Annotated in this window: 7 protein-coding genes; 1 reads left to right on the forward strand and 6 read right to left on the reverse strand. The window is 65.8% G+C overall.

What is annotated here, in order from left to right; translation table 11 throughout:
* Positions 1-4: 4 nt before the first annotated feature.
* Genes IPP90_03660 through IPP90_03685 form a run of 6 tightly spaced genes read right to left on the reverse strand, consistent with a single transcriptional unit; the run spans position 5 to position 10,291 of the window.
* On the reverse strand, positions 5-463 hold the full coding sequence (locus tag IPP90_03660; GenBank protein ID MBL0169817.1) for a hypothetical protein: 459 nt from the start codon (positions 461-463) through the stop codon (positions 5-7).
* Positions 460-3,108, reverse strand: a complete 2,649-nt coding sequence (locus IPP90_03665; GenBank protein MBL0169818.1) for a PD40 domain-containing protein — start codon at positions 3,106-3,108, stop codon at positions 460-462. The genes IPP90_03660 and IPP90_03665 overlap by 4 nt, the downstream gene beginning before the upstream one ends.
* Positions 3,105-5,234: a hypothetical protein gene (locus IPP90_03670; GenBank protein ID MBL0169819.1), complete on the reverse strand. Its 2,130-nt coding sequence runs from the start codon at positions 5,232-5,234 to the stop codon at positions 3,105-3,107. Before IPP90_03670 ends, IPP90_03665 begins: the two co-directional genes overlap by 4 nt.
* 28 nt (positions 5,235-5,262) lie before the next feature.
* Positions 5,263-5,658, reverse strand: coding sequence for a nuclear transport factor 2 family protein (locus tag IPP90_03675; GenBank protein ID MBL0169820.1), 396 nt, complete (start codon positions 5,656-5,658; stop codon positions 5,263-5,265).
* Positions 5,659-5,678: 20 nt separating this feature from the next.
* Positions 5,679-7,883 (reverse strand): penicillin acylase family protein, encoded by a 2,205-nt coding sequence (locus tag IPP90_03680; GenBank protein ID MBL0169821.1) that lies wholly within the window; start codon positions 7,881-7,883, stop codon positions 5,679-5,681.
* Between the two features lie 35 nt (positions 7,884-7,918).
* Positions 7,919-10,291, reverse strand: a complete 2,373-nt coding sequence (locus IPP90_03685; protein MBL0169822.1) for a protein kinase — start codon at positions 10,289-10,291, stop codon at positions 7,919-7,921.
* Positions 10,292-10,418: 127 nt separating this feature from the next.
* Between IPP90_03685 and IPP90_03690 the strand changes: the two genes are divergently transcribed.
* Positions 10,419-13,097, forward strand: coding sequence for a protein kinase (locus IPP90_03690; GenBank protein MBL0169823.1), 2,679 nt, complete (start codon positions 10,419-10,421; stop codon positions 13,095-13,097).
* Positions 13,098-13,113: the final 16 nt, after the last annotated feature.

The raw sequence follows: 13,113 nt of genomic DNA on the forward strand, positions 1-13,113 counted from the left end.
TCGACTAACGTCGGCGCGTGGCACCGACTACCGCGCCAATCACGAAGCCAATGGGCGCGGTGAAGAATGCGAAAATCGGCGTGAGCCCCGGGTCGGTGCGTTTTTGCACCAGCACCACCCAGGCGCTGATCAGTGCCACGCCCACGATGTTCCACAATACCCCGGCGGCGGTGCCCCAACGCAGCGCCACCGCCCACCGCGGTTCCGGCGAGAGTGACCACCCGCGCCACGCCCACCACAGCAGCGCAACCGCGAGGCCCAACGGGAATACACCCAGAACGATCAGGGGAACCAGCACGTCCGCCAGGCGTTTGTTTGCGGCGTCGCCGAGAAAGAGCTGACTGACACCCGTAACGCTGAAGCTGGCCAGTGATAGCGCCGCGAACGCGGAGAATGCGCGCTCGCCGATTCGGCGCCCGGCCTGCAGTGCCACCGATGCAGTTGGTGTTCCGTTCGTGGTCATTTCCGCGTCTCCAGTTTCAGGACCGACAGATCGCTCTCGATGCTGCCGATGGTCAAATAGAACATCCGGCCATCGGTGGCGAATCCATAGCGTGCAGGTTGACGGGTCGGATCGTTGAACGTGACCAGCGGGCGCGACCTGCCGCCGGTTGAGGCAATCGCGCGAATCTCCCATCCGGTTTTCCGGCGGGACAAGTAGTATAGCGTTTTGCCATCCGGCGACCATACGCCTCGTGAGACGACGCCACCGTCGTTGTCGTTGTCGACGATCAGCCGACCGCTGTCAGCCGCCGAGCCGGACACGCGCATCCCCATGCGCGAGTGGTACGCCAGCATTCCAGTTGGCGACCACGAAAGGAAGTCCCCTACACCAGCCAGTGGACGCCATGCGCCCTCGCCCTCCTTCAATGGCACGACACGGAATGCGGTCGTACTATCGCCAAAAATCTGGAACGCGACCATGGACCCGTCGGGCGACCACTGCGGATCAAGTTCCTGCGAAGGCCACGTGGTGCGCCGGACCACGTTGGTGCCGTCAGCATTCATGGTGTAGATGTCGCGAGTTCCCGCACGCACCGAATGAAAGACGATCAGCCGTCCATCGGGCGACCACTCCGGGGAATAGTCGCCAGTGGAATCGCTGGTAAGTCGGGTGGCCTCACCGCCGCTTGCCGGCATGCGATAGATGTCGGGGTTGCCGTTACGATCGGAATCGAACACCAGGTCGCGCCCGTCGGCCGACACATCGAGGAACTCGATGATCTGCTGGCCTGTGGTGACCGCGCGCGCCGCGGATACTGACACCGGACCCACGCGTGGCACCGCGATCGCGTAAATGTTGGAGAACGTGCGAAGGCTCGCATAGGCGAGATGCATACCATCGGCCGCCAGCGCGATACCGTGCGCCTCCACCCCTGTGGTCAATCGGGCGGGCGCCGCCGTGGCCATGCCGCGCGTGTCGAGTGGTGCGCGATAGATATCGCGACTGCCGTCTCGGTCAGAGATCCAGTAAAGGGCGCGGCCATCCGGCGACCAGGTGGGGCTGATGTTCAGGTGCGTATCGGTGGTGACGCGAGAGGCGGGGCCACCAGCCACGGGCAGCACCCAGATGGATGCGGGGCCGGCGTTACCCAGATATTCGGTGCCGAACACGAATTCCAGGTTGCCGGCCGCCACGGCGATGAACTTGCCATCGGGCGACCAGGCAGGCGAGAACGCGAGAGCGGGCGCGGACAGGCGAGCGGCCTCACCCCCATTCAGCGGGACAATCAACAGCGCTCCGCTTGGCTGAACGTATGCCAGTCGCTGACCATCCGGCGCCCATGCGAGTCCCAAGATCGGCGTGCGCGCGTTCGCGTTCGGGACTGCGAGGGAATCGAGTGCGAGCACTCTTCGCGGCTGGCCGCCCAAACTGGGCACCACGAAGATCCCGTCATTGCCGTGATAGGCGATCTGCGTCCCGTCCGGCGACCATTTCGGCGAGCGAAAATGGTCCGTGCTATCGTTGGTGAGTGCCACGCGCCGTCCGCCGTTCACTTGCTGCACGTAGATCTGCATGTGTGTGGCCGGACCCTGCGCATAGGCGATCATGGTGCCGTCGCGCGACAGCGCCGGATCGATCTCCAGTCCCGGATCTCGCGTGACTTGCGCCGTGCGACCAATCGTGGGCATCGACATCATGAGGGGCTGATTCCGGCGCACGGTGAGCCACACGACGGTTCCCAGCACCGTGAGCGCCGCGGCGATCACGCCAAACGCGATCAAACCGAATCGCGATGATGGCGCCGCTGCCGATACCGACACGCTACTCACGGTGTCGCTCACCAGCGCTCGCGCGAAATCGCCGCATGTGGCGAATCGATCGGCGGGCGATTTCGACAACGCACGCCGCACGGCCGCGTCCACAGTGACCGACACCGCCGGACGGACGGTACGAATGCTGCGCGGCGTTTCCGACATCACACGCGCGATGATCATTTGCGCGGTGGCCCCGGTGTGGGGTGGCTCGCCCATGAGCATTTCGTACGTGAGCGCTCCCAGTGCATACTGGTCGCTACGCGCGTCGACCGCCCGCTCGCCCGCCGCCTGCTCCGGACTCATGTAGCGCGGCGTGCCAAGTGACAACCCCGTTTGCGTCACGCGCTCACCACCCGACTGGGCCACCGCAAGGGCAATGCCGAAATCGGCAATGACCGGCTGCCCCGCCTGCACCAGGATGTTCTCCGGCTTCAAGTCGCGATGCACCACTCCGCGCGCGTGCGCGAAATCGAGGGCGGCGGCCATCAAGGTCACCAGCCGAATCACCTCGTCGACAGGCAGTTGCTGTTCGCGCTCGATCCTCGCGCGCAGCGTCTCCCCCTCGATGTACGGCATGACATAGTACAGCAGCCCATCGGCGCTACCCGAATCGAACAACGGCAGCAGGTTCGGATGTTGCAGGTTTGCGGTCACCCTGATTTCGCTCAAAAAGCGCTCGGCGCCGAGCACCGCGCCGAGTTCGGGACTGAGCACCTTCACGGCGACTTGCCGGCCATGCTTGAGATCGTGCGCGAGGTACACGGTGGCCATACCGCCTCGCCCCAGTTCGCGCTCCACGCGGTAGCGGTCCCGAAGCGCCGTCGACAGGTGCTCGATGGTGCTGCTCACGATGTCAGATACCGGACGCGCCAGTTGATGCGCTGCGACCGCGCAACCACCAGTCGTATCGTTCGGATGGCGCCCGCGCGCGTACTCGAAATGACCCGCGCGTCGTCGACCGTTACGCGCGCAAAGCGCGCACTCGTCGGCTCGTGGATGATCAGATCGTACGGTTCCCCGGCCACCAGATCGCTCGCCCCGCTCAGGACGCCGTCCTGCCACGCGACCTCATGCAGGTCCAGCGCACCACAGTTGATATGTCGCGAGGTGGCAACCACCTGCGGGTGCGCCACCCGTGCACGAATGCACACCGACTCGGCGCCGATGGCAGCGTCGATCGCGCCGAGTGTCAACTGGCCGCGCTGTACGCCGCGGAAGCGATGCGTCCACGCTTCATACACGAGGTAGTCGGTGGAATCGGCAAGCCCGAGATCGGTAAACCGCAGCTGTTGGGGCCTGCCGCCGGTTCGACCGAGCACGGTCCACTGTTCGAACGGTCGATTCACGTCGAGCAGGTAGAGCTCCGTGACGCGGGCCTGGTCGGCATCGAACGGGCGGGGGCCCGCGCCGCTGAGTTCAGTGATGGCGTCGTTGATCCGCATGCTGCGCGAGGGGTCCACATCAAAGAGTTGACCGGGCAATGTAAACGGCACCGGCGCCGCGCGGCGCGCGAGTTCGGAGCGTTTCGTGGCGTAGAACTCCGGCTTGTCCGTGAGCATCAGGTGCGAGCCTGTGAGACTTGTCGCGGTGATGGCGGCATAGGCGTCGGGTTTGCTGAGCTCGATGTGATCGGGGTCGTTGCGCCAGACCACGTTGTTGAACGAATTGTATTGCGCGAGTCCACCGTAGCCGAACCCATCGTCGCCGATGCGGACGGCGTCGACGAGGCCGATGAGTTCCGGCCGTGCGCCCCAGCAGGCGAGCAGAAACGCGCGATCGCCGATAGTCGCGCGCACCTGCTGCACCATGTGACGGAACACCGAGTCGCGGTCGATACCGCGCGACGTGAAGGTGCCCGCATTGCTGTTGTAGCCTTCATACTTGAGGTGGCGCAGTGCGTCGAGCTTGAAATAGGTGTAGCCCATGTCGCGGAATCCGCGGTAGACGGGCTGCAACAGGTCGGGGAACGTGGCCGGATTGGTGCCGTCCATGGCATACCCCACCCAATTTCCCCGCACGGGCACACCGCTGGCATCGCGGAGGAAATACGCGGGGTTGGCCTTCGCCCACGGCGCATCGGCGAATGCCACGTTGGTCCAGATGGCGGGTGTCAGGCCGCGGGCTGCCACGTAGCGTGCCAGCCCATCCATCCCCGCCGGGAACTTGCTGTTCGGGCGCAACCAGTGATCGGGCACTCCGATGGGCAACGTCTGATATCCATCGTCCAGCTGCAATACGCTGTAGCCCCACGGCGCGAGCCGAGCCGCCATCATGTCGGCGGTGCGGTGGATATCGCCTTCAGTCACCTTGTCGAAGAAGGCAAACCACGAGGTCCATCCACTTGGCACATCGCGTCGCACGCGATATGTCCAAGGTTCGAAGCGGGCGAGCCCGCGATGCCGCTGGTAGAAGCGCGGGCGAAAGCGCAGGCTCACCTCCTGCCCGTCCTGCTCCATCGTATACTCGATGCCGGCAGCACTGCTGTCGTGCGGCGCGATGCGCACGCGAGACGGGAAGTCCGCGGAGAGCACCCAGTCGCGAGTCCGATCGTACACGCCACGATTCAGACGCGAGTGACTCAAGCCGATGCTGTGACGCACCACCATCAATCCATCTTCCGGACGATCGGCCTGCGCCGGAAACGACTCGTCGCCGGCAAGCACGCTTCCCCGAAGTGACAGCCGCGACCGGGAGAACGAGGTCCACTTGAGCACCTGCGTGACCCGTCCGCCACTGCTGTCAACAAGCGTCTGAAACGTCGTGGCACTGTCGGCGCCACTGACCGTTCCTGAAAAAATGGTGCGCCCGTCGTAGGTCAGGCGGAGCTGCGAGCCGGATGTGGCCACGGCGGCCGCGCTGTTTGAGGGCGGTGTTTGCGCGATCAGGGTGCGCGGCATACACAGCCAGACGGCGACGGACAAACCGCCCGCCAGGCCGCAGATCGCCCGGCAAATCTTGGCAGCAGAGGGGTTCATCGTGGTGAAAGATACGCGTTGGCCATCGTCACGCATCGTCCGCGGCAAAGGCCTCGGACTGTATGAACCATCCCAATTCCGTCAGGCACCACTCGGCCTGGTAGGTCCCATGCATGACCTGTTCCTTCCTCCCCTGTCGCCAGCGACCGACCCAGCGCCCGCGTTCGGTGGCCCGCGTGGGTGGATCGTGAACCACGATGTCCATCGGATCGCGGACATACCCTGCGAACTGCCGATCGGCAAACTGCGCAGCGAAGGCGACGCGGGACGCCTCTCGCCCGGTGAGCACCGGGCCGAGGGCCACGGAAACCGTCACCTCCGGCATCATACAAGCCACGACGCGATCAGCGTCGCGCGCGGCGATGGCCTGATTCGACGCCGTGCGCCTCGCGCGAATCGCTGCGGCGCCATCGGAGGGTTTCATGCACCGGTCGGCATTGGGCGCTATCTCCCGCCGGGACGGTAGGTCTTCTCGGCATGCACTTCCACATCCGCCCGATAGAACCACACGTCGCGCAAGTTGCCGCTGACATAGCGCTCAATCTGGTCGGCGAAATGCGGAGACGAGGGATCACCGCTCTGCCCGCCCGCCGACACCGCCTTGGCTTTTACGCGAGGTCCGAACTCCACCACCGCAACGAACGTGTTGCCCTCGTTGCCATAGTTCTTCTTCGTGGTCTTGGTTGCACCATAGAGTGAGTATGCCGCCAGCGATCCCCATTCCTCCGTTGTCGCGAAGGGAACGGCCACGCTCGGCTTGCTGTCGTCAAACTCGGATTCGATTTTGTTGTTGATGCGCTGAAAGCGATTGATCTCTCCCCACGGCATGCGCCACGTGCCGAAGGTGGTGGTCAGCCCGCTCACTGCGCGCGTGAGCGCCGAGAGCCGCTCGTCGGGCGTCGCACCTTGCGCCAGATATTCGAGGGCATTGATGCCCCTTTTCGCGGCGATGGGCGAGGCCGCAACCACGGCCTCGTGTCCCCAAGTGTCGGCCAGCGTCATCGGCACCGATGTCGCACCCCACGTGCGCGGCCATCGGCGAAGCGAGTCAATTGGCTCAGCCAACGCGGCCTTGCGCGGGTCGGCAATTGTCAGCGCGTCATAGTCGCCAAGGAGTGGCGGGAGTATCGCGTCGAAGGCCGGCAGCTGCGGATCGAACGCCGCACCAATCAACTTGTCGAGCGTGAAGTCGCGGCGATCCTTGAGCACGCGCACGGCGTGAATCCCGCGATAGTTCTCGGGACTGGGGGCCATGTACACCGGATACCGATCCTTGCGCGGACTGTCCGAGCCGGACGCCGTGAACACCGTGCTGTTCGTATTCTGGATCCACCCGATTTTCGGATTGACGATCTTGATGGTCTCGGTGAGTGGGTGCAAGCCCTGCCATTCCGTGGCGGGGTTGCTGCCATCAACGGGGTTATTGAAATCGAAGGCTGTGCTGCGCCGCGGCACGAAATTGCCGTGCCAATAGGCAATCGTGCCATCGGCATCGGCGTACATGGTGTTGTTCGACGTGTTCGTGCGCAGCTCCATCACCTTGCTGAACGTCGTGTAGTTGGTGGCCTTCATGCGGCCGTACGACTGCATCAACGCACGCGCCGGATCGTTCATCAGCTTGATGGCAATCCACTGGCCGTTGGCCTGACGCACAATGGGACCGTGATGACTGTAGTACACGGCGACAGAGCGGACCTGCGTGCCGCCGTTTGCGGATTTGTACGGCAGATCGATCACGCGCCGACGCATCTTGCGGGTGGTTGCCCCGTACTTGTAGTACACGCCATCCGGCTTCCTCGTGATGCGTTCGGCGTACTCGTCGATGGCGTCGGCCGCCGTTGAGGTGTGCATCCACCCCAGCCGCTCGTTGAAGCCCTGGTAGATGAAGAACTGTCCCCACGTACTGGCACCGTACGCGTTGAGTCCTTCTTCACTCACCATCTGCAGTTCGGCGCGAAAGTAGAACGACGTATGCGGATTGATGAGCAGCAGCGCGCGCCCGGCCGTCGTGTTCGAGGGCGCGATGGCGATCCCGTTGGAGCCCGACATCTGCTTGTGTCGACGCGCCTCGTCGGCTTCGCTGTCTGATTCCTTTTGTGTTGAGCCACCCGCGCCATACATCGCTTCGAGCTGCGCGAGATCCACGTTCTCGATGTCGCCGCCAATGCTGCCTTCGCTGAAGGTGAGCGCCATCCACGGCTCGAAGCGCGTGATAAGCTCCGGCTTCACCGTCGGATGGGTGTGGAGGTAATAGTTGAGCCCATCCGCCCAGCTGGTCATCAGGCGCTGCATCCATGGCGGACTCATGGCGTACTGCCGTTTCATTTCGGCCGGCTCGATGAACAGCTTCATGCGCAGGTCCCGATACAACTCTTGCTCACCCAGCACTTCGGCCAGACGGCCCATCGCATTCACGTAGTTGCGCTCCACGCGATGGAAGTCGTCTTCGGCCTGCGCGAAGATGGCCCCGAACACGACGTCGGCATCGGTCTTCGCGTAGATGTGCGGGATGCCCCACGTGTCGCGGATGATCGTGACGCGTGTGGCAGTGGCCTGCCATCGCGCAACGTCCGCTGGTGACGACTGGGCGTAGCTGGCGAACGGCAGTGCGCACAGACCGAGGGCGAGTCGCAGGAATCGGCGGGACATGCGACGGCGTTCCGGAAGGGGGTTGGGGGCAGTCATCAGCGCGGTATCGAATCCCCGCGCACCCCGCGAACAATCGCCGCCCAACGCGGATCCCGGTGCATCGATTCGAAATTGGGGCTGGTGATGACGAGAAAAGTGCTGGCGTCCCGTTGCGCGACGGCCTGCTGCAACGCGTGGAACGCGGCGGCGGTATCACCCAGTTGGGCCAGGAAGTCGGCTTGCGAGGCGAGCGAGAAACCGCCCGAACCCTTCAGGATGGCCAGCGCCGCCGACTTGTACGCTGCCTCACCTCGCAGGCCGCGGACCATCGCCGTACAAAGGTCAATTGGGTACCCCGCGCTGCACAGTCGGATGGCGTCATCCACGCGTCCACCGGTGACGTAGCTGACTATCAGGACCGTCCTCCATCTAAGCGCGCCTGGCGCCAATGCAACCGCACGCTCGGCGCTCACAATCGCGCTGTCGTTCATGCGGGCACTCCGGAACCAGCTCGTCCGCACCGCGTGCACCACCGGCGCGAGCCGGTCGAGCGCCAATGCCTGTCGCAAGGCGATGCCCGCCGCCTCCTGTTGGCCGAGCCCCTTCAGCAATTCGCCCTTGAGAATCCAGGCGAACAGGGACGTCGAGTCGGCGTTGATCACGCCATTCACGGTGCGCAGCGCGTCCGCCAGTCGGTACTGCCCGGCGAGCACGCGTGCCTGCGCCAGCCGTACATCCACCGCCGCACTGTCCAGCGTCATGGCGCGCTGCGCGGCGACCACGGCCTCCTCGAGAAACGCCAACGATCTGCGCGTCGTGTCGCCGTATTCGGGGAGCAAGACGAGCGACTCGGCCAGCCCTGCCCAGGCGCGTGCATACGTGGAGTCGATACCCACCGCCTTGGTGAACAGCGTGCGCGCCTCGCGAAGCTTCTCCAATCCTCGCAGCCGCAACAACGCACGCGCGCGCAGCTGCGCATCGCGCGCGGCGGGCAGTGTTGGGTCGTTCCGCTCGAGCGCGACGCGTTGCGCCTGGCTGAGCGTCACCGACAACGCATCCGCCACCCGCACGGCCACACTGGCCTGCACCCGAAACACGTCGCGCAATCGCTCCGTGTAGGGCTGGCTCCAGACGCGCTCGCCGGCCGAGACTTCCATTAACACCGGCACAACTTGCACGCGCGCATTGTCGTCGAGCGAGTCGCCCGTACTGCGCGCCCACTGCACGGTGCCACTCAACACGTACTGCGCACCGAGCGACGCAGCGAGTTCGCGCGGGCGCATGCTAGCCACGGTCACCCCGCGTACCCCCTCGCGACCAATCACCTTCACGCCCGGCAGCTGCGCCAGCTGATTGGCGATCTCCTCGCTCACGCCGTCGGCGAAATAGGCATCGGCAGCGTTGCCGAGGTTCTCAAACGGGACCACGACGACGATGCGGTTTGCGCGATCGATGCTTGGGCGCGCGAGCACGCGCAGCAGCACGATCAGCGTGATCGCAAACGCGACGAGCGCCGCCGCCTTGAGCGGGAGACGGAATTTCGACACGGGCCGGACCGCCGTCGCAAACGGGGCCGGCGTGGCAACCGTGTCCAGCTGCGCCAACACATCATCGGCCGATGGCGGACGATCGCCTGGCAGTTTGGCGAGACAGCGCGCGACGAGCTCCGACAACGCCGCCGGAACGGTGGGCGCGACAGACGCCACACTGGGCGGCGTTTGTGTCATGTGCGCCGTGATCAGCGCGTGCGCTGACGTATGCTGGGCAAACGGATGCGCGCCCGTGAGCAACTCGTACGCCAGCACACCCAACGCGTACAGATCGGCCTGATGATCGGTGGACGGATCGCCCGCCGCCTGCTCCGGCGCCATGTACGCCGGCGTGCCAATGGAGGTGCCCACTGACGTCAGCGTCGCGCCAGGTGCGTTGGTGGCCGATGCGGACAGCGCTTTGGCGATGCCAAAGTCGGTGACCACCGCCGTGCCGCGCGACAGCAGCACGTTCTCCGGCTTGATATCGCGATGCACAATGCCGCGCTCGTGCGCATACGCCAACGCTTGCGCGATGTTGCGCAGAATCCCAACCGCCTCGGCCAGCGGCACGGGTCCGGCCAGCATCCGCGCGCGCAACGAATCGCCGCGCACGAACGGCATGGTGTAGTACGGCAGACCGTCGCTCGTGATACCCGTGCTGTGCACCGGCACGATGTGCGGGTCCTGAAGCGCGGCGGCCAGTTTGATTTCGCGCGTGAAGCGCTCCACGCTGAGCGACGCCGACAGTTCCGGCGACAACACCTTCACCACGATCTCGCGCGCGAGCGCATGATCGCGCGCCACGAACACGCGCGACATGCCGCCCCCGCCGAGCTCGCGCTCAAGGGTGAAGTCAGCGCCAAGCGCCGATTGCAGCGTGTCGCGGAGGTCAGTCATGCACAGACGGAAGGGGGTCACCAACGGATTCCGGAATCTACAGCGCAACACCCGTCGCGTCCTCGACCAGGAACGCTGTGCGCAGAAGCCCGCTAGTCGCCGCTCCTGCGCACTGGTACATTCGGCCATGCCCACCCTCGACCGCCTCACCGCCGCGCTCGCCGACCGCTACCGCATCGAGCGTGAGCTTGGGGCTGGCGGCATGGCCACCGTCTACCTGGCGGAAGACCTCAAGCACGACCGCCGCGTCGCGATCAAGGTCCTCAAGCCCGAACTCGCCGCCGTGCTCGGCGCCGAGCGCTTCGTGGTGGAGATCAAGACCACGGCGGCGATGAGTCATCCGCATATTCTGCCGCTCTTTGATTCCGGCGAAGCGGACGGCTTCTTGTACTACGTGATGCCGTACATCGAAGGCGAAACGATTCGCGAGAAGCTCACGCGCGAAACGCAGTTCGGCATCGACGAAGCGGTGCGCATCACGCGCGAGATCGCCGACGCCCTCGACTACGCGCACCGCCGCGGCATCATTCACCGCGACATCAAGCCGGAGAACATTCTCCTGCACGATGGGCGCGCGATGGTGATGGACTTCGGCATCGCGCTGGCGGTGAGCGCGGCGGCGGGTGGGCGCATGACCGAGACGGGCTTGAGCCTCGGCACGCCGCACTACATGAGTCCCGAGCAGGCCACCGCCGAAAAGGAGATCACGCCGCGCAGTGACGTGTACTCGCTGGCCAGCGTGCTCTACGAGATGCTCGCCGGTGAACCGCCACACAGCGGCGGCTCGGCGCAGGCGATCATCATGAAGATCATCGCCGAGCCGGCGCAGCTCGTGACGCAGCTGCGCAAGTCGGTGCCGACGAACGTGGCCGCGGCGCTCGACATGGCGCTGCAGAAGGTGCCGGCCGATCGGTTTGCCAGCGCGGCCAAGTTCGCGGAGGCGCTGGCGAATCCCGCGTTCACGACGCGCGGGACGGCGCAACTCACGGGCGCGACGGGCAGCACACGCGGCGTTGCCACACCGTGGTTCGTGGCCACGGCGGCCGTCGCACTGATCGCCACCGCGGTGGCGGGCTGGGGGCTGCTGCATCCGGCCCCGGTGCCTCGCGTGGCGCGCTTTCCGTTGCTCCTGCCCGAAGACCAGGCGCTGTTCGCGAACTCGCAGGCCACGCTCGCCACGTTGACGCCCGACGGCCGCACGCTCGTCTACCTCGGCAGCGAAGGCGCAGGACGGCGCCTGTGGGTGCGCCCGCTCGATCGGCTCGACGCCACGCCGCTGGCCGGCACCGAGAACGCGGACGCCCCATCGGTGTCGCCCGACGGCACACGCATCGCCTTCCTCGTCTACAACGACGGGAGCTCCGGAACGGCGCGCCGGAACGCCCTCAAGGTGGTGCCGATCGGTGGAGGACCGGTCCTTACGCTCATCGACACACTGGTGGACGCCTACGGCGGCGTCTCGTGGAGCGCTGACGGCTACATCTATTACCACGGCTACGGCAGCCTCGAGGGCAACGGGATCGCGCGGGTCAAGGCGACCGGGGGACGGGCCGAGATTGCCTCTCGGCCCGACAGGAGCCGCGGCGAGAACTTCCACTACAGACCGAGTGCGTTGCCCGGTGGCCGTGGGGTGCTGCTGGCCAGCCGAACGAGGACCGCGAAGGGAACCACGCAGGAGATCGCGGTGCTCGACACCCGCACGGGGACCCACCGCATCCTCACCGCTGGCGTGACTGCGGTCTACGCCGAGAGCGGTCATCTGCTCTTCGTGACGGAGGGGGGCGCGCTGATGGCGGCGCCCTTCGACCTCAGCGGGCTTCGCCTCACCGGGGAGGCCGTGCTCCTCGGCGATAGCGTCGCCGTCGGCGGTGAAAACCTGCAGAACGCCACCATCTCCCTGTCACGCGACGGTACGTTAGCGTACGTCGCGGGGGTGGCGCTGCGTGCGACGCGGGAGTTGGTGTGGGTCGGCCGCGACGGCATCGCACGCGCTGTGGACTCCTCCTGGTCGGGCGAGATGAAAGGGCGCCCGGTGCTCTCACCTGACGGGCGCTCGGCGGCCGTGGTGAGTGAAGGGCAGATCTGGGTCAAGCAGCTTGATCGCGGCCCGGCGATGCGCGTGGCGGCCGTTGGCAACGCGCCCTCGTGGTCACCCGACGGCAAATCGTTGATCTTCGAGACGACCGAAGCACTGCAGGCGGTCCCCGCCGACGGGAGCGTGCTCCCGTCGGGCATCCCAGGCCGCGGCGCATCGCCGCAGGTCTCGTCCGATGGCCAGTGGGTGATCTACGCCCGGAGCGGCGACATCTTCGGTCGGCGCACCTCGGGCGACACGGCGGAAGTCCCGCTCGTGCAGGATCTCGGCCCGCAGTGGGTCCCCTCGCTCTCCCCCGACGGTCGTTGGCTCGCCTATGCATCACAGGAGACCGGGACCCCGCAGGTGTACGTGCGCTCCTTCCCGGCTACCAAGGTGGCCAAGCGCCAGGTGTCGACGAACTGGGCTTATGGGCCGCGCTGGTCGCGATCGGGGCGTGAGCTGTTTTTCGTTCAGAACGACGAGACCGGGACGATGTCGCTGTTCTCAGTGGACGTAGACCCCGGGGCCGTCTTCAGGAGCGGTACGCCGAAGCGGCTCTTCTCGGCCGTGGCGTACGGCCCCCACCGTAACCATCACTTCGACGTCAGCGCGGACGGGCAGCGGTTCCTGGTCACGCGTCCGGTGGGTTCGGGGACTGGCGACGCGGCGAAGGATCGGATCGTGATCGTGCAGAACTTCGCGGCGGAGCTCAAGGCCAAGGTGCGCTGAACGGCGGCCGCCACCG

It is taken from the genome of Gemmatimonadaceae bacterium (assembly GCA_016720905.1).
In the GTDB taxonomy this organism is placed as follows: Bacteria; Gemmatimonadota; Gemmatimonadetes; order Gemmatimonadales; family Gemmatimonadaceae; genus Gemmatimonas.

What these genes read in the sequence shown, in the direction of transcription:
- IPP90_03660 (MBL0169817.1), bottom strand. Translation starts at nt 463, where the DNA reads ATGACCACGAACGGAACACCAACTGCATCGGTGGCACTGCAGGCCGGG.
- IPP90_03670 (MBL0169819.1), bottom strand. Translation starts at nt 5,234, where the DNA reads ATGAACCCCTCTGCTGCCAAGATTTGCCGGGCGATCTGCGGCCTGGCG.
- IPP90_03675 (MBL0169820.1), bottom strand. Translation starts at nt 5,658, where the DNA reads ATGAAACCCTCCGATGGCGCCGCAGCGATTCGCGCGAGGCGCACGGCG.
- IPP90_03680 (MBL0169821.1), bottom strand. Translation starts at nt 7,883, where the DNA reads ATGTCCCGCCGATTCCTGCGACTCGCCCTCGGTCTGTGCGCACTGCCG.
- IPP90_03685 (MBL0169822.1), bottom strand. Translation starts at nt 10,291, where the DNA reads ATGACTGACCTCCGCGACACGCTGCAATCGGCGCTTGGCGCTGACTTC.
- IPP90_03690 (MBL0169823.1), top strand. Translation starts at nt 10,419, where the DNA reads ATGCCCACCCTCGACCGCCTCACCGCCGCGCTCGCCGACCGCTACCGC.